General features: G+C 53.5%; 20 protein-coding genes. All 20 read right to left on the bottom strand.

Annotated elements, in window-relative coordinates; translation table 11 throughout:
• Positions 1–8: 8 nt before the first annotated feature.
• On the bottom strand, positions 9–1052 hold the full coding sequence (gene fliG, locus ACSHSR_RS14440; protein WP_025011061.1) for a flagellar motor switch protein FliG: 1044 nt from the start codon (positions 1050–1052) through the stop codon (positions 9–11).
• Positions 1045–2754 carry a flagellar basal-body MS-ring/collar protein FliF gene (gene fliF / locus ACSHSR_RS14445; RefSeq protein WP_025887432.1) on the bottom strand — a complete coding sequence of 570 codons (1710 nt, stop codon included), beginning with the start codon at positions 2752–2754 and terminating at the stop codon, positions 1045–1047. Before fliF ends, fliG begins: the two co-directional genes overlap by 8 nt.
• A 41-nt stretch (positions 2755–2795) precedes the next feature.
• Positions 2796–3128: a flagellar hook-basal body complex protein FliE gene (gene fliE, locus ACSHSR_RS14450; protein ID WP_025011060.1), complete on the bottom strand. Its 333-nt coding sequence runs from the start codon at positions 3126–3128 to the stop codon at positions 2796–2798.
• Between the two features lie 177 nt (positions 3129–3305).
• Positions 3306–4637 carry a sigma-54-dependent transcriptional regulator gene (locus ACSHSR_RS14455; protein WP_342195587.1) on the bottom strand — a complete coding sequence of 444 codons (1332 nt, stop codon included), beginning with the start codon at positions 4635–4637 and terminating at the stop codon, positions 3306–3308.
• Positions 4634–5698: a sensor histidine kinase gene (locus ACSHSR_RS14460; protein ID WP_144191345.1), complete on the bottom strand. Its 1065-nt coding sequence runs from the start codon at positions 5696–5698 to the stop codon at positions 4634–4636. The genes ACSHSR_RS14455 and ACSHSR_RS14460 overlap by 4 nt, the downstream gene beginning before the upstream one ends.
• A gap of 79 nt (positions 5699–5777) precedes the next feature.
• Complete coding sequence (locus ACSHSR_RS14465; protein WP_479630874.1) at positions 5778–7208, bottom strand: sigma-54 dependent transcriptional regulator; 1431 nt, start codon at positions 7206–7208, stop codon at positions 5778–5780.
• 278 nt (positions 7209–7486) lie between these two features.
• Positions 7487–7897 carry a flagellar export chaperone FliS gene (gene fliS, locus ACSHSR_RS14470; protein ID WP_025011058.1) on the bottom strand — a complete coding sequence of 137 codons (411 nt, stop codon included), beginning with the start codon at positions 7895–7897 and terminating at the stop codon, positions 7487–7489.
• Between the two features lie 6 nt (positions 7898–7903).
• Positions 7904–8227 carry a hypothetical protein gene (locus ACSHSR_RS14475; RefSeq protein ID WP_025011057.1) on the bottom strand — a complete coding sequence of 108 codons (324 nt, stop codon included), beginning with the start codon at positions 8225–8227 and terminating at the stop codon, positions 7904–7906.
• Positions 8228–8239: 12 nt separating this feature from the next.
• On the bottom strand, positions 8240–9610 hold the full coding sequence (fliD, locus tag ACSHSR_RS14480) for a flagellar filament capping protein FliD (RefSeq protein WP_044734078.1): 1371 nt from the start codon (positions 9608–9610) through the stop codon (positions 8240–8242).
• Positions 9611–9637: 27 nt separating this feature from the next.
• Entirely contained in the window at positions 9638–9970 is a 333-nt protein-coding gene (locus tag ACSHSR_RS14485) for a flagellar protein FlaG (RefSeq protein WP_371872775.1), read from the bottom strand.
• Between the two features lie 162 nt (positions 9971–10132).
• Complete coding sequence (locus tag ACSHSR_RS14490) at positions 10133–10951, bottom strand: flagellin N-terminal helical domain-containing protein (RefSeq protein ID WP_025011055.1); 819 nt, start codon at positions 10949–10951, stop codon at positions 10133–10135.
• A gap of 215 nt (positions 10952–11166) precedes the next feature.
• Positions 11167–11988: a flagellin N-terminal helical domain-containing protein gene (locus ACSHSR_RS14495; protein WP_025011054.1), complete on the bottom strand. Its 822-nt coding sequence runs from the start codon at positions 11986–11988 to the stop codon at positions 11167–11169.
• Between the two features lie 95 nt (positions 11989–12083).
• Positions 12084–13289 carry a flagellar hook-associated protein FlgL gene (gene flgL, locus ACSHSR_RS14500; protein WP_062793629.1) on the bottom strand — a complete coding sequence of 402 codons (1206 nt, stop codon included), beginning with the start codon at positions 13287–13289 and terminating at the stop codon, positions 12084–12086.
• Between the two features lie 11 nt (positions 13290–13300).
• Positions 13301–15226, bottom strand: coding sequence for a flagellar hook-associated protein FlgK (gene flgK, locus ACSHSR_RS14505; protein ID WP_044734076.1), 1926 nt, complete (start codon positions 15224–15226; stop codon positions 13301–13303).
• 20 nt (positions 15227–15246) lie between these two features.
• Positions 15247–16257 (bottom strand): flagellar assembly peptidoglycan hydrolase FlgJ, encoded by a 1011-nt coding sequence (gene flgJ, locus ACSHSR_RS14510; RefSeq protein ID WP_025011053.1) that lies wholly within the window; start codon positions 16255–16257, stop codon positions 15247–15249.
• 25 nt (positions 16258–16282) lie between these two features.
• Positions 16283–17374, bottom strand: coding sequence for a flagellar basal body P-ring protein FlgI (locus ACSHSR_RS14515; protein ID WP_025011052.1), 1092 nt, complete (start codon positions 17372–17374; stop codon positions 16283–16285).
• 10 nt (positions 17375–17384) lie between these two features.
• Complete coding sequence (gene flgH, locus ACSHSR_RS14520) at positions 17385–18059, bottom strand: flagellar basal body L-ring protein FlgH (protein WP_025011051.1); 675 nt, start codon at positions 18057–18059, stop codon at positions 17385–17387.
• Positions 18060–18071: 12 nt separating this feature from the next.
• Positions 18072–18860, bottom strand: a complete 789-nt coding sequence (gene flgG, locus ACSHSR_RS14525; RefSeq protein ID WP_025011050.1) for a flagellar basal-body rod protein FlgG — start codon at positions 18858–18860, stop codon at positions 18072–18074.
• Between the two features lie 11 nt (positions 18861–18871).
• Positions 18872–19615: a flagellar basal-body rod protein FlgF gene (gene flgF / locus ACSHSR_RS14530; protein ID WP_028779120.1), complete on the bottom strand. Its 744-nt coding sequence runs from the start codon at positions 19613–19615 to the stop codon at positions 18872–18874.
• A 166-nt stretch (positions 19616–19781) separates the two neighbouring features.
• Entirely contained in the window at positions 19782–21143 is a 1362-nt protein-coding gene (gene flgE, locus ACSHSR_RS14535; protein ID WP_479630875.1) for a flagellar hook protein FlgE, read from the bottom strand.
• Between the last annotated feature and the right edge of the window lie 44 nt (positions 21144–21187).

Genomic DNA, 21187 nt, shown 5'->3' on the forward strand with positions numbered 1-21187 from the left:
CTCGCCTGTCAGAGGAATTCTTCACTGCCGCCGCCACCGAGCATAATCTCTCCGGCATCGGACAAGCGACGGGCGATGGACAATATCTCTTTCTGGGCCACTTCCACTTCGCTGATACGAATTGGCCCCATGGCCTCGAGATCGTCACGCAGCAATTCGGCGGCACGTTTGGACATATTGCCGAGGATCTTTTCCTTCAATGGCTCGTCAGCGCCCTTGAGCGCCTTCATCAGTACATCCTGCTGCACTTCCCGCAGCAGCGTCTGAATGCCACGGTCGTCGACATCGATCAGGTTTTCGAACACGAACATCAAGTCCTGGATCTGCTGCGCCATCTCTTCGTCGGACTCGCGCAGAGTTTCCATCAGTTGGCTCTCCACCCCGGTATCCAGGTAGTTCATAATGTTGGCAGCAGCCTTCAAGCCACCCATCTTGGCCGCCTGGGCGCCACCTTGACCGGCAAACTGTTTCTCCATGATATCGTTCAGCTCCTGCAGTGCTGCAGGTTGCACCTCCTCGAGGTTGGCGATACGCATCATCAAATCGAGACGGGTGTTTTCCGGGAACTGGGCAAAGATTTCCGCCGCCTGATCCGGTTCAAGATAGGACAAAACAATGGTTTGGATCTGCGGGTGTTCGTTCTGGATAATAGTCGCCACCTGTCTGGCGTCCATCCACTTGAGCGAGTCGAGGCCTTTGGCGCCGCTGCCCATGACAATCTGCTCGATAAGGTTACCGGCCTTGTCTTCACCCAATGCGGTAGTCAGTGCCTTACGCACAAACTCTTCGCTGTTAAAGCCTATGGAGGAGTATTTCTGGATATCATCCAGAAACAGCTTATGAACCGCAACCACCTTCTCCTGGCCGAACTCCTGCATGGCCGCCATGGCCATACCCACCTTTTGAACCTGTTTGGGTTCCAAGTGTTTGAGAATAGAGGCCGCATCGGCTTCACTGAGACTCAGCAACAAAATGGCGGTCTTCTCAATCCCGTTGAGATTCTTGACGTCGAAGCCGCTCTCGGCTGGTTTATCCGCTTTTTTTTCAGGCATCTTCTTGCAACCAGTTCTTCACCACTTGGGTGGACAGTTCAGGTTCATTGGCCACCAGAGCACGTATGGCCTTAATCATATCATCATCTTTGTGCAGATCCGGTATCAGAATCGAACCGTCATCGGCATAGCTGTATTCACTTTCAGGGCGGTTGAGCATACCCAGGGTGTCGGCAGCGTACTGATCTTCAATATCTGCCAGCTCGTGCCCCAGCGCAGGTTCGTCCGGCATATTCTGGCCATCGGGATAGATGAGGCGTTTGAGCATGGGACGCACCACGAACAGGATAAGCACCAAAATCACCAAGGCACCTATGCCGAGTTTCATCGCCCGCCAGAACCAGGGCTGCTCCCACAGCGGTGGCTCAGGCAGGTCTTCAACCAGCTGATCCATAAAGGGCACAGTCACCACTTCTATCATATCGCCCCTTTGGCTGTTGAAGCCAACGGCGCCTTCCAGCAAGCGGCGGATATTGGCCATCTCTTCACCTGTGCGAGGCACTCTGGCAACCTGCCCATTTTCACCGGCAGCACCTGCCTTGTAGTCAACCGCCACTGAGACACTGACCCGGCGTACCACACCTATCTGCTGACGGGTATGGCTGATGGTGGTATCCAGCTCAAAATTACGGGTCGCTTCCCTATGGCTGTTGCCTGAAGTAACACTGCTGCTTTCTGCGGCATCGGCAGCGTTTTCAGGAATATTGGACTCCATCGGCGGCTGATTGGAAAGGGCTCCGGGGATGCCGCCACTGCTGCCACCAACGCTGTTGTTTTCCACTGTCATTTCACTGCGAAGTGATGGCAGATCCGGGTTGAAACGCTTGGCAGTTTGCTCGACCGCGGTGAAGTCCATGCTGACATCCACCTGGGAAGTGAAGTTTTCCGGACCGAGGATCGGCATCAGAATCGAGTCAATCTTGGTGCGGTATTCGTTTTCTTTTTGCTGTACCAGCTCAAGCTCGCGTCTGGCACGGGCTGACACCCCATCCTGACTGCCTGAGTTCAGCAAGCGGCCGTTGGAGTCTGTCACTGTAACCCGGCTGGGTTCCATGCCATGAACCGCTGAGGCAACGATATCGACTATCGCATCAACCTCTTCCTGTCCCAAACCGCCCCTACGGGTATTGACCACTACTGTGGCACTGGGTTTGGCGCGATTGCGGGCGAACACATTTTCCTTCGGCAGCGCCAGGATCACCTTGGCACGGCTGACACTATTGAGCTCTTCAATCGCCCGCGCCAGGTTCATCTCCTGACTCTGCTTCAGCCTGGCCTGTTCCATCCGCTGACTGACACCAAAGCCGGAATCCTGGCTCAGATAATCCTTGGCCTCGGCACTGGAATCTATGCCGGCGCGGCTCAGCATCATCTTCACGTCCTGATACTTGTCTTCAGGCACAGTGATCACATCGACTTCAATCTTGTACGGTACCCGGTTCTTATCCAGCACATCGAGTACCTGCACCATCTCCTGGGTATCCATCTTGCCCAGTGGCCGATATTCTGGCTCCTGGGCCCAGATCATCACAAATACCGCCAGAGCCAGACAGATAGCCAATGCCAGGATCATGGTGATCTGCCGCAGCATATCCACTCCACCGAGGGAGCCCAATACACCCGACTTGTTTTCCTGTTGGACCCCTTCCAGCGTTGTTCCACCGGCGGAAACATTGGATCCTGCTACTAATTCTGTGCTCACGGTGCGTTCCTGTTATCCGGGATCTGTGATGCAAGCAGGCCTTAAACAGGCATGCTCATAATCTCTTTGTAGGCTTCGACCAGCTTGTTGCGCACCTGCACTGTGGCCTCGAATGCGACGCTGGCTTTCTCGCGGGCAATGACAGTGTCAGACAGAGACACTGTGGTGTCGCCCATCTCCAGCCGGGTGGCCAGATTGGATGATGTGCTTTGCAACTCACTGACATTGCCTACGGCCTGGGCCAGTAATTGGCCGAAATCAGTTCCTGTGGTATTACCCACCTGGCGTACAGGCGAAGACTGAAATCCCGTTGGGGCAATTTCACCTTTAAGTGATTGCATTTCTTGCAATAAAGAATTGGCACCTATTTGCATCTTCTCACTCCTGTCGTCAGCGAATTGACGAAAAATCTGGGTTACCAGACTCTATGCAATTAGTTTGCCAAAAATGGAATAGTCAAAGTTAAGCTAGGTAAACGCCCTGAATTCACCCAGGGCCTGAGGAAAAACACTGGAATTGGAAAGCGGCCTAACGGCCGCTTTGGAGATGACTCAGGCGGGCACCTCTATGCCCATCTCGCGCATGCGCGCCATCTTGTATCTGAGAGTGCGGGCACTGATCCCCAATTTCTCGGCCACCAGCTTGCGACTGCCCTGACACTGGGCCAGAGTCTCGAGAATAATCACATGCTCCTGAGCCTTGAGCTCATCACCAAGCGCCTCCGGTGTTTCCGGGGCTGTGGTATCTCCCAAAGCAACATCCTGCAAATCGATAATAATATCGCCCGCTTCTATCTGCCCTTGACTCAAGATCAACGCCCGCTGGATCACGTTATCCAGCTCACGGACATTCCCCGGCCAGCGGTGGGCCAACAAACGCCGCACTGCAGCATCACTGAGAGCTGGCACCGGGTTAATCGCCGCGTTTTCAGCGTGACGCGCCAACAGATGTTTGGCCAACGGGATGATATCCGCCGGTCTTTGGTTCAGTGCCGGCCAGGCAAGCGGAAACACATTGATCCTGTAATAAAGGTCTTCGCGAAACTCGCCCTTGGCCACCATCTCTTTCAGCTCCCGGTTGGAGGTTGCCAGCACCCGGACATCGAGCTTGATGGTCTTGCGCCCACCCAAACGTTCAACCTCACGCTCCTGCAGCACCCGCAGCAGCTTGGCCTGCAATGCCAGCTCCATCTCGGAAATTTCATCGAGCAACAGAGTGCCGCCATGAGCCTGTTCAAACTTACCGGGACAAGCCTGATAAGCCCCGGTAAAGGCGCCTTTCTCGTAACCAAACAAGGTGGCTTCCAGCATATTTTCCGGGATGGCGGCGCAGTTAATCGCCACAAAAGGCCCGTCAGGCCTTTGGCTGTGCTGATGAATGTAGCGAGCCAGCACTTCTTTACCCGAACCGCTGGGGCCACTTATCATCACAGAGGCTTCTGAGGCGGCCACCCGCTGCGCCAGTGCCAGCAAGGCCAGGCTCTTTTCATCGGCCACCACTGGGCCGCCGCTAACCACCTTGGGACGTAAATAGCGACTCACCTGATTGAGCAATACCTGAGGGGCAAACGGCTTGGCGAGATAATCCACGGCCCCCAGCTTGATTGCGCTGACGGCATTGTCGATGGTGGCATAGGCTGTCATCAACAGGATCGGCAGCTGCGGATGTTGCTGACGCAGATAATCCAGCAGCCCCATACCGCCGATACCTTCCATCTGCACATCGCTTATCACCATATCAAAACGATTACCTTTCAAAGCGGTTATCGCTTCTTCGGCGCTGGCGACATCGACACACTCATAACTGGCGAGCAGCAAGGTATCGAGCAGTGCTTCCCGAAGCGCGGCATCGTCTTCCACCAACAAAATTTTTGCTTCGCTCATGCCACGCCTCCTTGAGAGTCTGTCGTTAACGGGAATGTCAGCGTGACGGTACAACCTGCACCCAGCTTACAGCTGAGGTCCAATTTGCCGCCGTGGCTGCGCACCACTGACTGCACCACAGCCAGCCCAAGCCCTGTGCCCTGACGCTTGGTGGTGAAAAAAGGCTCCAGCACCTGCTTTTGCATCTTGCTGTCCAGGCCCTTGCCGTTATCTATCACATCGAGGCGCAGAGCCTGATCGCAGCTCAGGCGCAAAATGACTCTTGTGGCGCCGGCTTCCAGGCTATTGATCACCAGATTATTGATGGCAGAACTCAAGCCATGAAGATTGACCTGCATCTCGCTATCGCCTTCAATTTGCAGGCTCAATTCAACATTTTGCCTGGCAGCGATGGGCTCACAGTTGGCCATGACTTTTTCCAGCACCGTCGAGAACGGCACTCTATCGCAGGCTTCCTCTTGCTTACCTTTGGCAATCAACAACATATCATTGACCTGCTGCTCCAGCTCGGAAAGCCGGTCGAGTAATTTGCCCTGAAAACGCTCTCTGGAGCCGGCATCCAGCCTTGGACTGCCCAAGTTGGCGGCATAGAGTAAAGCGGCAGACAGAGGAGTGCGTATTTGATGCGCCAGAGTGGCGACCATTTTCCCGAGCGCAGACAAGCGTTCAAGGTGGGAAAGGTTTTGCTGCAACAGTCGGGTTTCGGTGAGATCGGTCAGCATAATCAGCTGCCCCTGCTCCGGGGTCAGAGGCGTAATCGCCAGCTTCACCCGGCGGCCATTACGCAGGGAGACTTCATGACCATCGTCTTTTTGCGGCGCAAAGGCGCGATTGATGATAGTCAGCCAGCGCTGGCCAACCAGAGGAACACCCAACAAAGATTCGGCAACCGGGTTGGCTTCACTGACCAAGCCGTCACCATTGAGGATAACGACGCCCGAAGGCATGGCCTGCAGAATATGCTCCATACGATTGGACATATTGGCGGCTTCCCTTACCGGGATCCATTCGCGGCCATGATGAGAGATGGTTTCGAGCTGAGCCAGTGGGCTTGCAGACATATTAACCCCGTCAAAAATACGATGCTGACAGGGTTAATGCAGAGTTTATGCCAATTTAAAAATCTAAATTATCAGTAGCTTAGTCTTTACTCATGCCGTATTTGCGCATTTTCTCCACCAAGGTGGTGCGGCGAATACCCAGCATTTCAGCGGCGCGGGCAACGACGTTGTCCTGCTGATCCAGCGCCTGACGTATCATATCGATTTCCAATTCGGCCAAGAGATCCTTGAGATTGACCCCTTCCGGAGGCAGCTCACTGGGGAAACGTGTCTCTGGCAAATCGACCGGCTCTTCGTCATTGAAGATGGATGCCAAGGCATCACGTTCCAGTTGCTCTTCACTGACCTCGACCGAATACTCGGGCACATCGATATGGCGATACTTGACCGGCAGGTCGTTAACATCGACCAGGCCGCCCGGATAGAGGATAGTCAACCTTTCTACCAGATTGGACAGCTCGCGGACATTGCCCAACCAGGCGTGTTCCTTGAGAGAGTCGATGGCGCGTTGGGTAAAGCGCACCCGTCCCTTGCCTTCGTTGAATACCCGACTGACCAACTCCTGCAGCAGCAGCGGAATATCATCCCGACGCTCACACAGAGGTGGCATTTCGATGGGGAACACATTGAGGCGATAGAAGAGATCTTCGCGGAATTCACCGCCTTCAATCATGGTTTCCAGATCTCTGTGGGTCGCAGCTACCACTCGCACATCGGCGGTAATCGCCTTATTGCCACCCACACGTTCAAATACTCTTTCCTGCAACACCCGCAGCAGCTTGACCTGCATCTGCAGCGGCATATCACCTATCTCATCGAGGAACAGGGTGCCGCCTTCGGCCAGCTCAAAACGTCCCTTACGGGCACTGATAGCACCGGTAAAGGAGCCTTTCTCATGGCCAAACAGTTCACTTTCCAACAGCTCTGGTGGAATGGCACCGCAGTTGACCGGAATAAAAGGGCCATCGCGACGCTCTGAAAGATAATGAATATTACGGGCGACCACTTCCTTGCCGGTACCAGAGGGTCCGAGCACCAGCACAGTGGCATCAGATCCCGAAACCTGGTTAATCAGATGGCGCACATTGGCAATGCCATCGCTGCGCCCTACCAGGCTGCGGAACAGCTTGGTCTGGTTGGCACTGGTTGGTACCTGTGGCCGCTTGACCTGACCAAAGACCTGGCAAAAATGCAACAGTTCGGTCAGTTGGGAATAGCTGAGAGGTTCTTCAATCTTGCCGAGTAGATTGGAAGGATTGGCATTGCTGTGCCCCAACAGCAACATAGGCTGCCATGGCAGTTTAAGCATCAGTGACTGCAGCGCCTCGTCCTCTATGCCGTCACTGACCAATATCATGGCCCGACATCGAGTTTCCGGAGATTGCGCGTCGATAGCCTCGGGAGCCACAACTTCCACTTGCTCACCAATAAACTCTAAAACACAAGATAAGCGACTGATGCGCTCAGAGGGGTTTCCGACAAGTAAAATTCGTTGATCTGTATGCATCATTCAGTGGGCCGCTAAGCTTTGGCAATTATGGATTCGCATTAATTATTAGTGTTAGTTGCTCTGGAAAGTCTGGCAATGCTTTCTTCACATACTCAGCTAAATTTGTAGCAATGCTGAATATTGTATTATCGGCACGATATAAGCAAGCCTAGGATGGCTTTTCTGCCTAACCCTTCCTGATTTTAGTCCAAATTCAGCACTTAAGAGCCAATATCGTCAATTAAATGGCGCAAGTCAAAAAGGCGCCAAAGGCGCCTTTATCTCGAATGGTTAATAACTCAACGGTTTTCTTCGTGAGCCGTAAGGTGATGTTTATCAGCGGGAATGGCATCCCAGGCTTCTTTGATGTCCCGCAGCACGGCCGCAACATCATCCAGCGCCTGAACATCATTATTCAGATTGGCCTCAGAGATACGCCGCAGCATAAAGTCGTAAAGGTTGCTGAGATTCTTGGCTATCTCACCACCGGCTTCCATATTCAGGCTATTACTGAGACCTGTGATAATACCAATCGCCTTGTTGATGAAAATTCCCTTGGACGACTGGTCGCCTTGTTCTATGGCGTAACGACTCTGGGCAATACGCTCCAATGCGCCGTTGAACATCAACTGAATGATCCTGTGCGGTGATGCAACTGAGATTTCACTCTCCAATGACACCTTACGATAAGACTGTAGCGACCCTCTCATAAATACCTACCTATTTGCATCTATAGACTTGTAAACATTGACCTGACGTTTGTTCTGACTCCTGAGCGCCAATAGCTCCTGCCTTTGTTGGCGTATCGCTTTGGCATGCTGCTCAAAAGTGGCAGTCAGCTCCAATTGCTCCTCTAGCAACTCAGGACTCTGCACTTCCTCTATCAGGGTCTGGAGCAAAGTTTGACGCCTGCTTACCAGCTCTTGCAAATTAGAGACCAACTCGTCAGTTTTTTCATCCTCGGCGGGAATTGTCAGTAAACAATCCAGAGCCCGGCGCAACAATTCGTTGATCTGATTCAGTTCTTCAGTTACCTGCATCTTTTATCCCAATCAGCTACTCTTCTTGACGACACCCGGCAAGGAGTTCAGGGCACCGATTACGTTCTGTCCCTGTGCTGACAACTGGCCAACCACCAGATCCATGGCGTTGAACTGCTTGGTCAATCTGGCTTCCAGCAACTCCATTTTAAGGGCAAAGGCCTCACGCTGATCCGCAAGACGTTGCTTATCGCCGGTATAGGCCTGATTGCGGGTGTCTATTACACCACCGGCCTTGACGTAGGTCGTGGCCAATTCATCCATGGCGTTGGCTAGGCCGGTATCCTTGGTGGAAAACAGCGCTTCGACCCCGTCCATATTGGTCTTGATGGCCTCATCAAGCTTGGCATCATCAATCGAGAGTTTGCCATATCTGTCGGTTTTAATGCCAATATCATAGAGTGCAATAGTACCGTCGGCCGTCGCCACCCTGTCACTGATCCCGGAGCGTAACTGAGATTCCAGTGAGCGGATCATGGAGTCACCCTGCAGCGCGGCAGCCTCTTTTTTGTCTACATCATAGGCCGAGAGCTTTTCTATCGAGGTGATCAGGCTATTGTAGGCATCAACAAAACCTTTGACGTTTTCTTTAACCGCATCGGTATCCTGAGCTATGGTCAGCTTGGTGGTCTTGTTGACATCAGCATCAGTGAGGTTGAGCGTCACGCCGGGGATGGCGTCTTTCACTTCATTGGATTGGGAAGTCAGCTTCTGGCCGTCAATATAGAGTACGGCGTTGCTGGCAGCCTGGATCTCTTCAAGATTACCGGCACCAAACATATCTGAAAGCCCGGTACCTGAAGTATCAGTTGCGGTTACGCTTATCTGGTTATCCGTGCCTTCTTTGTCGGAGCTGAATACCAAACGGCTGCCGGCATCACTGGTAATGACAGTGGCGGTAACCCCCGAATTATCAGCATTGGCATTCACTTTTTTGGCAATATCTTCGAGCGAATCTGTGGCTTCCACATCGACGCTGAAATTCTCGCCATTGACCGCAAATTGTAGGCTTCCTTCACCGACCGCGGCACTGGCATCGGCGGTGGCAGCACCGGCAACCTTGTGTTGCTGTGCCAAGGCCTCAATCTTGATGTTGTAGGAGCCGGGCAAAGAGTTTTTACCTGCAGTGGCAGTAAAGAAATCTTCGTTGCCCAAGGTGACAGTACGTTGATTCAAGGCGCCGCCGTCCTGGAGCTTTTTCAGCGCATCCTGGAACTTGGACAGCTGGCTCTTGAGGGTTCCTATGGCAGAAACCTTGGCATCTATCGTATCTTCGGTCTTATTGAAAATCGCCTCTTTAGGCACTTTCTCGGCGTCAACCAAGACCTTGACGATCTCGGTAATATTGAGCCCCGACCCCAAACCTGTTGCTGTTAATGCCATATCAACCTCTATCTCACCTTAAGCCTTTTAGGCTTCCGTCTTCATCAGCAGTCCTGCTACTTCTGAAAGTTTAGCAGCCAGCTCCAAAGCTTCCTCGCTGGGGATCTGTCTTATCACATCCCCTGAGTCTACATCCATCACGCTGACAACGTGAGTGCCGGATGTTTCGTCCACTTTGAATGCCAGTCCCTTGCGCATCATAGACATGGTATTGGAGAGTTCTTCCGCCACCTGCTGCAGCTGCTCGGGATCTTGCTGCGCCTCCTTGTTCTGCTCCGCCTCATCGACCGGCTTGAGCAAGGCTGTCGCCTCGGTTTCCGCGTTCTTGGGGGCAGCTTCTTTCAACTGTCCCGGCTTCACTTCTGTCCTCACTGGGACAGCATTGGATAAGGTAGTAACTTCCATCGCCTATTCTCCACTCAGTTGACCTAACTGCCTTCAATATCTTCCTTCCATGAATGCAGCAAAGGGAGATCCGTTGCCGAACCTCCCTTTTACTGACGCGATAGCTAACCTGAAAGATTACAGCAGTGACAGTGCAATCTGTGGCAGCTGGTTAGCTTGGGCCAGCATGGCCGAACCTGTCTGTTGCAGCACCTGGCTCTTGGTCATGGCAGAGGTTTCTTTGGCGAAATCCACGTCCACGATACGGCTCTTGGCGTCGGCAACGTTGGCCTGAGTGTTGGCGCTGTTGCTGATGTTGTGTGCCAGACGGTTCTGGATGGCACCCAACTCGGCGCGTTGTGAGTCGATGTTCTTGATAGCGGCATCGATCTTACCGATAGCTGAGTCACGACCAGCAGAAGTCAGTACAGTCAGAGAGTTAACAGAGAGAGTACCAGCGTTGGTGGTCTTCACTTTAACTGTTACATCTTCGCCATCCTGGTGACCTACCTGGAACTTTTTACCGGCAGAGAAGCTACCTGTCATCAGCTTGGTGTTACCAAAGGCGGTAGTGTTACCGATAGCTGTGATTTCAGTTGCCAGCGCATCCATTTCGTCTTTCAGCGCCTGCAAGTCAGCAGTACTGTTGGCACCGTTTTCAGACTGGATGGCCAGGTCACGCATACGTTGCAGCATGTTGGTCTGCTCCTGCATCGCACCTTCAGAAATCTGGGCGATGGAGATAGCGTCGTTGGCGTTACGCATGCCGACTTCAAGACCTTGCACCTGGCTATTCAGGCGGTTAGAAATCGCCAGACCTGCAGCATCATCTTTAGCACTGTTGATACGCAGACCACTTGACAGACGCTCCATTGAAGTAGCCAGGCTACCGTTGGAGATGTTCAGGTTTTTCTGAGCTTTCAGTGATGTTACGTTGGTGTTTACTGTAATAGCCATAATGATTTCCTCTTTACCTGGCTTGGAAAACTAGCCTGTCTTCGTTTGAGCCAGGCGGGTCTTACTGGTTACAGTATCTTTAACGGCACCCCTGTTTTGATCTTTAGTCATTTTTTTCAAAAAATCATCAATTCTTCTTAACTCAATGATTGTTTGAGAAAAATAATATCGCCAGTGGTGATGAAACCACTGACGATATTGCCCTTTCCTCTCGCTTAGCCAAGCAGGGAAAGCGCGACCTGTGGCAATTGGTTGGCCTGAGCCAGCATGGCGGAACCCGTTTGCTGCAGTACCTGGTTCTTGGTCATGGCCGAAGTTTCCTTGGCAAAGTCCACATCCACGATACGGCTCTTGGCATCGGCAACGTTGGCCTGAGTGTTGGCACTGTTGCTGATATTGTGGGCCAGACGGTTTTGCACCGCACCCAATTCAGCGCGCTGGGTATCTATGTTCTTGATGGCGGCGTCAATCTTGCCAATGGCAGAGTCACGACCGGCAGAAGTCAGCACCGTCAGCGCATTTACCGACATTGATGCGGCATTATTGGTTTTGACCGTCACTGTCACATCTTCACCGTCTTGGTGACCGACCTGGAACAGCTTGCCACCGGAGAATTCACCAGTCATCAGCTTGGTGTTACCAAAGGCTGTGCTGTTACCGATAGCGGTGATCTCATCACGCAGCTGATCCATTTCATCTTTTAGCGCCTGCAAGTCAGCAGTACTGTTGGCACCGTTTTCAGACTGGATGGCCAGGTCACGCATACGTTGCAGCATATTGGTCTGCTCTTGCATCGCGCCTTCGGCAATCTGGGCGATGGAAATCGCGTCGTTGGCGTTACGCATGCCCACTTCCAAGCCGCGAACCTGAGAGTTCAACCGGTTGGAGATAGCCAGACCCGCGGCATCATCCTTGGCGCTGTTGATCCTAAGACCACTGGACAGGCGTTCCATAGAGGTCGCCAGGTTACCACTGGATATGTTCAGGTTCTTCTGTGCCTTCATCGAGGTCACGTTAGTATTAACGGTAATAGCCATGTTGAGTTCCTCTTCCTAGTTTTAGCGCCAAGACTCGGAGCTTGGCTAAATTTGTTAACAATTTATCTGACAGACGGGTAGGTCTTTGCTTTCTGTTAAATAAAGTCAAACAGGGAAACAGAACCCACTCTGCTGAACACATTTGAAACGGCGTTCAACGCCAGCTGCTGTTTTTGAAACTCGGTTATCGCCGAGGCGTAATCGAGATCTTCCAGCAGTGACAATGCCGACTTATTCACCAGCTCTTCCTCTGTATGATTGGAGCTGTAGCTTTCGAGGCTTTTGAGATTATTCCCGGCCACCCCTCTGGCCACACTGAGCTGATTCAAGCCGCTATCAACGTTATTCAATAACTGTGCCAACTCAGCTTTTCCTTCCGGGGTATTGACCCGGTTGGGATCCTCCAGCAGATCGATTGCCTGCTGAATGGTATCGAAAATAGGTACCTCGGCATCGGGCTCCATGGTGAAGGAATCCCCGCCAGCTGGCGTGCCGTCCAGCTTCACCTCAATGCCATTGAAACTCACGGGATTACTGGCATCGAAGTTGGCCACATTAGCCACCGCAGTGCCGCCCGAGTCCAACACTTCCAAATCAACCCCACCGGCACCATTGTCGGTAAAGTTAAAGGTGTAGGTATCGGCCACATGGGCCGCGGGGTTATCTATCTTGGCGCTGAGCACCCTGAAGTCCCCGGTTTGAGAGGCCAAATAATTGACGCCATAGTCACCCAAACCATTGGGCACCTTCATAAAGGCCGAGTCCCCCGGGATGTTGGTGCCCATGGCAACCCCTTGAGCCACCAAGGCGTCACGAACGCCGCTGTCACCGCTGTAAACCATGTTGCCGCTGGCATCGAAGGCAAAGGGTTGATTGTCTGTGCTGAATCCGGAGAACAGATAGTTGCCTGACTCATCCTGGGTATTGGCAATACTCAAGAGTTCATCCAGACTGCCACGCAGCTCGTCGGCAATCATTTGCCGCTCTGACGGTGCCAGGGTGCCATTTACTGCACGCAACATCTGCTCTCGAATGCTGGTAACCAGAGTTTCGGCACTGCCGAGCTTGCTTTCCGCCATCGACAAATGATTCTTGCTGTAGTCCACATTCTTGAGATACTGCTGCACCAGCGCGTTTTGCTGATAGAGATTGTCTATGCCAATAGCCGCCACAGGATCGTCACCGGCAGTGTTGACCTTTTTACCGCTGGAGAGCTGCTCGAGGATCCTGTTGGTATCCGTTTGCTTCTGCAGAATGCTGTTTAAGTTCTGTTGGTACATCTGTGAAGTTGAAATACGCATCTCTCAAGCTCCTATCGAACCGAACTGAACAAAGTGTCGAACAGGGTATTGGCCGTGGTCATGATCCGTGCCGATGCCTGATAGGCCTGCTGGAACTGCATCAAGTTGGCCGCCTCTTCGTCCAGGTTAACCCCGGATTCCGACTGCACCCTGGCATAGGCCTGGTTGTAAATGGCCTCCGCCGAACCGGCCCTCACCTGGGCGGATTTGGTTTGACTGCCAATATCCAGCTTGGTCTTTTCAAACACATCTCCCAGGGTCGACTTACCATTGTTCATTATCTTGCTGTCACTGAGCTTGGCCATGGCCACGGCATTGGTGTTATCCCCCGGCGCAAAGCTGAGATCAAAAGTGAAACTCTCACTGCCGCCACTGCTGCCATCAACTTCGAAGGTAAAGCCAAAGGCACTGATTTGCGGCGGAGTGCCCGCAGCCGTCCCGGTTGCCAAAGAAGCGCCGTTGACATCAAAGACTTCATAGGTAGGCGGATTGACACTGGTATCCAGGGTGAATGTCAGCTCACTGTCAGTCACGGGGAAGTTAGCCGCGCTTCTATCATCTATGCTGACCAACTTCACTGAAGTGCTGCCTGAATTACCTGTCCCGGCGGTGATTTTCGGCGCCGCAGCGGCAATCCCCTTGGGATCTGACATCACTACACCTATGTTGGCTGCCGCATTCGCTGTTGGCCGTATTTCAAACCTGTCACCGGCGGCCATGGCACCGGCGTCGATATTGATACTGAAACCGTTGGCGCCTTCCAAAGTGTTGCCGTTGAGCGTCAAGTTGGTCACGGCTCCTGTCTTCATATCCTTGAGTTCATAAGTACCGGCGCTGGTATAGTTCAGCTCATAACTGCTGCCGGACAGGGCGCCGACATCATCGATATTAACGCTCAAGGAAGCTGTGCCCGGATTACCCGAATAGGCGCCGACACGGCCGGCGGCAATCACAGGGTCATTGATATCGGTAAAAATAGGTTGTCCCAGCTCGCCATTGAGATCGAAGCCCTGGGACTGCATCTCGTTAAAGGCATCGGCAATCCCCAGCGCCAACTGCCCCAGCTCATGGCTGGCGGGCATCAGGGTATTGTCACGAAAATCAAATAAGGCGCCCAGTTGACCACCAAGCTTGGCGGGGTCTGCCTTCAATTCACTGCCACCAAGGCTATAGGTCAGCTCAGGCTCATTAGGGAAGGGGTCGCCTGTGGTCACGCCCATGGTCATGGCCACTTCACCGGATACCAGCATAAAGGAGCTGCCCAGCATGATGGAGCGAGCACCGTTTTCCAGCGGGATCACATTGACTTCGGCATATTGGCTCAATTCCTGGATCAGGGCATCTTGCTTATCCAACAGCTGCGCATCGTTACCCGGCGTCTTCATCAGTTCAAGATTGATCTGCGCCATCTCTTTACTGATCTCATTGATCCTGGTGGTAATGCTTTCAATCTGATCATTGGTTTGCTGCACCTGACCACTCAGATGGCTCTGCATCTGATTGAGATTCTGCGCCAGTTGCGAGGCCGAGTTGAGCACAGAGCCACGGATCCCCAGATCAGAGGGCAAGTCAGCCAAGCTGTTGAGGCCGGAGAAAAAGTCATTCAATGAGGCTGGCACCGCCTTGCCTATCTGGGAAAACAGCTGATCCAGCTCGCTGAGCTTGGTGTAACTGGCCTCGGCGGCACTGAGCCCTGTTTGGCCGATACGCAGCTCTCTGGCGGCATAATCGTTGTAAATACGCTTAACTTCCTGCACATAGGTACCTGTGCCATAGAAGTTATTGCCAAGACGCATTGAGGTGGAGGTGCCCTGAATTGCCACCTGACGGTGATAGCCTTCGGTATTGACGTTGGCAATATTGTTACTGGTCACCCCCAATTGTGATTGGGCGGCCAGGATCCCGCTGCGGGCTATACTGAACAGATCCATAGACATGGGTTATCGCTCCTGCACCTTTACTGGCCCGGCTTTGAGCCGAACTCCTGCAACAATTGGCCAAAATCAGCCTTGATGGTATCCAGCACTTTCATCACCTTGTTGGCATATTGAGGATCCGTGGCGTATCCCGCCTCGGCCAGTGCCTTGATAAATTCGCCGGGATTGGCGGCCATCTTGCGCGCCTGGCTATAACGATCGTTGTCGGAGATAAAGCTGACAAAGTCGTTAAAGCTCTGCTCAAAACTGTCATACACCCGGAAGTCCGCCTTTTGCCGCACAGCTGTGCCCTGCTCATATTCCAGGGTCGACACTGCCGCTTTCTCGCCCTGCCAACGCCTGTCGGCCTTGATGTTGAACAGGTTGTTGCTGGACTCGCCTTTATGGCCACGGACCATTTTCTGGCCCCAACCGGTTTCCAGAGCCGATTGCGCCAGCAGCACTTCGGGTTGAGTCCCTAAAGCATCGGCAGCGGCCTTGGCATGGGGATAAAGCTGTCTGACAAACTCTTCCTGGCTGCCAATTGCCGGCCGCGCCTGCCGCCATGACGGCAATACTTTGCCGCTCAATACCTGCTGCAGGCTGTCATTGCTTGGCAGCGCGGAGGCTTTGGCCGCTGCTGCTTCAACACCGGATATCTTCTCCGTTTGGCCGCCGTTTAAGGCCGCGACACTGCGGTTATCGACATCACCGCGGAGCACTGAGGCCGGGGTAATGTCGGAGTTTTCAGGTGACAACTGCTGCACCATGAGATCCGCCAGCCCCAACATTCCTTTGGAGGACAGCTCCACCGACATCTGCTGATCGTGCATCTGCTCGTAGAACTTGGTGTACTGGCTGTTCATCGGGCTGTCTGATTCAAATATCGCATTGGCATCACGCATGCTTTTCATCAACATCTGCACAAAGATGCCTTCAAACTGCTGCGCGACTTCTTTAAGCGCCGCCTTTTGATCCTGCTGCGCCTGGGCTCTGAGCTTGTCCAGCCCACCGAGATCCAGAAATTGCGAAGCATCAGCCATTTTGTTCATAGTCGATAAACCAATGTGCCATTAATCAGATGATGATGAGTTCACCATGCAAAGCCCCTGCCATCTTTAAGGCTTCGAGGATGGCCAACACATCCGATGGCGCCGCGCCGACCATATTCACCGCCCGCACCAACTCATCGAGGGAAGTGCCCGGGTTGAACATAAACATACGTCTATTGTCCTGAGCCACATCTATGGTGCTGTTGCTGGTCACCGCAGTCTGGCCACCGGCCAGGGCGTTGGGTTGGGAAACCTGAGTCGCTTCGGCAATGGTGACGGTAAGGCCGCCATGGGTCACTGCCGCCGGCAGGAGTTTAACGTCCTTGCCGACCACTATGGTGCCGGTACGGGAGTTGACTATCACCTTGGCCGATTCATCGGCAGGCTCAACCTGAATATTTTCCAGGGTGGCCAGAAACGATACCCGCTGCGACACATCTCTGGGGGCACTGACCTGAATGGAAGAAGCATCGAGCGCCCGTGCCATACCCGGGCCGAGTAAGCCATTAATGGCATCGGCGGTGCGCTTGGCGGTGGAGAAATCGGCTCTGTGCAGGTTAAAAGTCAGGTGATCGCCATTGCCGAAGGGGCTGGCCACTTCACGCTCGACTATGCCGCCGTTGGGAATGCGGCCCACGGTTGGCGTGTTCTGGATCACCTTGGAGCCATCAAGCCCCTCGGCGCTGAAACCGCTGACCACCAGACTGCCCTGGGCGATGGCGTAAACATTGCCATCCACCCCTTTAAGGAAAGTCTGCAGCAAAGTACCGCCGCGCAGGCTCTTGGCTTCACCCAGGCTCGATACCGTCACATCCAGGGTTTGTCCCGGCTTGATAAAGGGTGGCATATCGGCATGCACTGCCACCACGGCAATATTCTTGATCTTGGGCCTGAAGTTATCCGGCAAATTGATGCCGAAATTCTTCAGCATGGTCTTGAAGGTCTGCTCCGTGTAACGGGTCTTCTCCCCGGTGCCCGGCAAACCGACCACCAGACCGTAGCCTATCAACTGGTTATCCCTGACCCCTTGGATATCGGCGATATCCTTGATGCGCTCGGCCTGTCCCGGCAGGGAAACCAGCAAACAGGCAAGTGCCATGATTAATTTGATTTTCATGAGCTTATCCTCAGAAAGGCCACCAGTCAGAGAGGAAGAACTGGCTCAGCCAGCCCACCTTTTGCGAATCGGCAAAGGTGCCGGTTCCGCTGTATTGAATACGGGCATTGGCGACTTTGGGCGAATCTATGGTGTTCTCGGGAGTAATATCCTGCGGCCGAATAATGCCGGTTACCCGGATAAACTCGTCGCCATTATTGATGGTGATCCACTTTTCACCGCGAATAACCAGGTTGCCATTGCCCAGCACCTGCATCACATTGGCCGAGATCTGCCCGGAGAGACTGTTGCTCTGATCAGCATCGGCCTCACGATTGGTATCCATGCTGTCGCCGTAACGGAAATCCAGCGGATTGCCCTTGATGGTGACATTGCTGCCGCCCATATAGAGCGGGTTCACCGACATGTCCGAGCCTTTCTTGATCTTGTTACCGACGCTTTTCTTCGCCTGGGTTGACTCCACCAGCACCACAGTGATGATGTCCCCTACCCTGTGCGCCCGCAGATCTGAGTAAAGCGAAGACGCCTGGCTATCCTGATAAATAGAGCCGGTCGGCGCTATCCGGGTTGGCGGTGCTTCGGGATACACAGGCGCATAATAGGGATCATCGGCTATGGGTTTATTCTGGGTAGCAGTGCAAGCCCCCAGAAACAAAGCCGGAATGATAAGGAACAAGGGTTTCATCACATCACCTCATCACAGATTCTGGTTCACGTAGGCCAGCATCTGGTCTACGGCCGAAATGACTTTGGAGTTCATTTCGTAGATCCGCTGACTCTCAATCAGGTTAACCAGCTCTTCGGTCACGTTAACGTTGGAGGTTTCCAGCGAGCCCTGACGAATGGAGCCCAAACCGTCGAGCGAAGCTGTGCCCTGAATTGGGGTACCGCTGGCGCCCGTCTCCAGATAGAGGTTTTGCCCTATGGGATCCAGGCCGGACGGATTGATGAAATCAGAGATGGTCAGCTGGCCCACCACCTGGTTTTCGGCGGCGCCCGGAGTTTTAACCGATACTTCACCTTCGGCGGAAACGGTAATACTGGTGGCATCGTCCGGAATGGTAATGGCAGGCTGCAGCACATAGCCGGCGCCGGATGTCACTATCTGGCCGGTATCATCCAGAGTGAACTGGCCGTTGCGAGTGTAGGCTGTGGTGCCATCGGGCAGCTGGATTTCAAAGAATCCCGGGCCTTCAATCATCATGTCCAGCGCGTTATCTGTGGTTTGCAGATTACCCTGGGAGAAAATCTTCTGGGTGGCCACCACCTTGGTACCTGCGCCCAGGTTAAGGCCATTGGGCAGCTTGGTGTTGGAAGCACTGATACCACCGGCCTGATTGACCGTCTGGTACAGCAAGTCTTCAAATATCGCCCGGCCCTTTTTGTAGCCTATGGTGCTGGCATTAGCGACGTTATTTGAAATCACCGAGATGTCTGTTTGCTGGGCATCTAGCCCAGTCTTACTTATCCATAACGCGGGATGCATATCAATTACTCCTAGCTAATGCGCATCAATGAAGCGGACGACTTGTCGTTCTCTTCTGCGGTTTTCATCATTTTTACCTGCAGCTCAAACTGACGTTGCAGCTCAATCAGGTTGACCATTTCATCCACGGCATTGACATTGCTGCCTTCCACAGCGCCGCTTTCCACATTCACAAAGGGATCGGCGGCAGCCGGATTGCCGTCCAGAGTGCGGAACAAGCCATCTTCACCGCGCATCAGGTTCTGATTGCCCGGGTTGACCAGCTTGATGCGGCCCACCTCTTCAATCACCTCGGCGGTTGCGCCCTGGGGACGAATGGAGATGGTGCCGTCGGTGGCAATCTGGATTTTGTCTATCGGCAACGGCAGCACTATCGGGCCGTTATCGCCCATTACCGGGTTGCCCCTGTCGTTACGCAGTAAACCTGTGGTGTCAAAACTCAGACTGCCGGAGCGGGTGTAGGCCTCGCTGCCATCGGCTGCCTGCACCGCAATCCAGCCCTGATCTTTGATGGCTATGTCCAGATCCCGCCCGGTCGATTTGATAGGGCCGGACTGAAAGTTGGCCGAGGGCGACTCTGTCATGGCAAACACCCGGGTAGGCAATCCTTCACCGAAGGCTTGCATCGCACGGGCCTGAGCCATGTCTGACTTGAAACCATCTGTGTTGGCATTGGCCAGGTTGTTACCCCGAACCGCCAGCGCATTCATGTTTTGTTTGGCGCCAGTCATGGCGACATAGAGAAGTTTGTCCACCTGCTGCTCCGTCAATCTTTTTACCTATCCAGGTAAAAGCAAACATCGTGCCAATAAAATGAGCAATCGAGCGCAGTGACAACAGAAGAACTTCAGTAACTTGGGAGTATGTACGGGGAGAAGCGGCAAGACATTGCCGTAGCGGCAATGTCTTGCGCAGGAAGCATTAGCGGATCTGCAGTACTGTCTGCTGCAGTGTGTTGTTTACTTCCAGAGTACGGGAGTTGGCCTGGAAGTTACGCTGAGCCGAAATCAGGTCCACCAGTTCAGTGGTCAGGTCGACGTTGGCCTGTTCCAGCGTTGAGGAACGGATACTGCCGAACACGCCACTGTTGGCCTCACCGGCCAGCGCTGCACCTGAATCCAGGCTCGCTTTCCAGGAGGTGTTACCTACCTGGCTCAGACCCTGTTCATTGGAGAATCGCGCCAGAGCCACCCGCGCCAAAGGTACGGTCGAGCCATTGCTGTACTTGGCTGAGATCAACCCGTCTGTACCCACTTCCACATTGGTCAGACGACCCACAGTCACCCCATCCTGCGTCAATTCAGTGGCGTTAAACTTTTCCGAGAACTGGGTCGGGTTGTTGAAGTCTATGGTTATTGTCTGGGTTCCGTCCGCCGCAGGGCCGAGAACATTGGCACCGCCAACACCCAACTGCTCTGTGGTGATCACCGCAGGATCTGAACCTATATAACCGCCGACATCGTTGAACTTGAGCACGGCGCCAGTCCAGCCACCAGCAGTTTGCGCAGTGCCTGTACCATCCGGGTTACCGTCACCATCAGTATCTGTCTGGTAGCTGCCAGCGCCGCCGCCCAGATTGACCGGCTTGTCGTCGATAGCATAATAAGCCACCCAGTTACTCTCGCCCGTGTAGGCACCATTGTTCGGACGCACAAAATAGGTGGTCAAGGTGTGGGAGTTACCCAGGGAGTCATAAATGGTCACTGCGGTTGAGTTGTTGAAAGTGTCTGACTTGGATGGGTCAAACAGCGCCGGATCTTTGGTGGTCTGGGTGGAATCCAGGTTCATGCTGATGCCGACATTATTGGTCTTCTGCGGGCTACCGGCAGTATCCGGGATCTGCACCGGCTTGGTAGTGGTCAAACTCACAGAGGTGGAGTTGCCGTCTTTATCGACAGGGAAGCTCTGCAGGAAGTTACCTGCGGCATCGACCAGGAAACCGTTTTCATCACGCTTGAAGGCACCGGCGCGGGTGAAAGAGTAATCCTGACTGCCCACATTGGGAGAGGTCACGAAGAAACCGCCACCGTTGATCGCCAAATCCAACGCATTGTTGGTGGAGTTCAGGTTACCCTGGTGGAACTGCTGCGCCACCTGAGTGGTGGTCACACCGCCGCCCACTGTAGTTCTGCCGTTGGAGAAAATCGAGCTGGCGTAAACATCGGCAAACTCGGCCCGGGATTCTTTAAAGCCGACGGTATTGACGTTGGCAATATTGTTGGCTGTGGTATTGAGATCTTTCTGCGCCGCAGCAATCCCACTCAGAGCAATGTTAAAAGACATAATTCACCTCATGATTTTCAGATACTGTCCGGCGCAGCCGGGGC

The sequence above is a fragment of the Shewanella sp. VK101 genome (assembly GCF_056497865.1).

Coding starts and splice junctions, on each gene's coding strand:
- fliG (WP_025011061.1), bottom strand. CDS start 1,052: ATGCCTGAAAAAAAAGCGGATAAACCAGCCGAGAGCGGCTTCGACGTC.
- fliE (WP_025011060.1), bottom strand. CDS start 3,128: ATGCAAATAGGTGCCAATTCTTTATTGCAAGAAATGCAATCACTTAAA.
- ACSHSR_RS14455 (WP_342195587.1), bottom strand. CDS start 4,637: ATGAGCGAAGCAAAAATTTTGTTGGTGGAAGACGATGCCGCGCTTCGG.
- ACSHSR_RS14460 (WP_144191345.1), bottom strand. CDS start 5,698: ATGTCTGCAAGCCCACTGGCTCAGCTCGAAACCATCTCTCATCATGGC.
- ACSHSR_RS14465 (WP_479630874.1), bottom strand. CDS start 7,208: ATGATGCATACAGATCAACGAATTTTACTTGTCGGAAACCCCTCTGAG.
- fliS (WP_025011058.1), bottom strand. CDS start 7,897: ATGAGAGGGTCGCTACAGTCTTATCGTAAGGTGTCATTGGAGAGTGAA.
- ACSHSR_RS14475 (WP_025011057.1), bottom strand. CDS start 8,227: ATGCAGGTAACTGAAGAACTGAATCAGATCAACGAATTGTTGCGCCGG.
- fliD (WP_044734078.1), bottom strand. CDS start 9,610: ATGGCATTAACAGCAACAGGTTTGGGGTCGGGGCTCAATATTACCGAG.
- ACSHSR_RS14490 (WP_025011055.1), bottom strand. CDS start 10,951: ATGGCTATTACAGTAAACACCAACGTAACATCACTGAAAGCTCAGAAA.
- ACSHSR_RS14495 (WP_025011054.1), bottom strand. CDS start 11,988: ATGGCTATTACCGTTAATACTAACGTGACCTCGATGAAGGCACAGAAG.
- flgL (WP_062793629.1), bottom strand. CDS start 13,289: ATGCGTATTTCAACTTCACAGATGTACCAACAGAACTTAAACAGCATT.
- flgK (WP_044734076.1), bottom strand. CDS start 15,226: ATGTCTATGGATCTGTTCAGTATAGCCCGCAGCGGGATCCTGGCCGCC.
- flgJ (WP_025011053.1), bottom strand. CDS start 16,257: ATGAACAAAATGGCTGATGCTTCGCAATTTCTGGATCTCGGTGGGCTG.
- ACSHSR_RS14515 (WP_025011052.1), bottom strand. CDS start 17,374: ATGAAAATCAAATTAATCATGGCACTTGCCTGTTTGCTGGTTTCCCTG.
- flgH (WP_025011051.1), bottom strand. CDS start 18,059: ATGAAACCCTTGTTCCTTATCATTCCGGCTTTGTTTCTGGGGGCTTGC.
- flgG (WP_025011050.1), bottom strand. CDS start 18,860: ATGCATCCCGCGTTATGGATAAGTAAGACTGGGCTAGATGCCCAGCAA.
- flgE (WP_479630875.1), bottom strand. CDS start 21,143: ATGTCTTTTAACATTGCTCTGAGTGGGATTGCTGCGGCGCAGAAAGAT.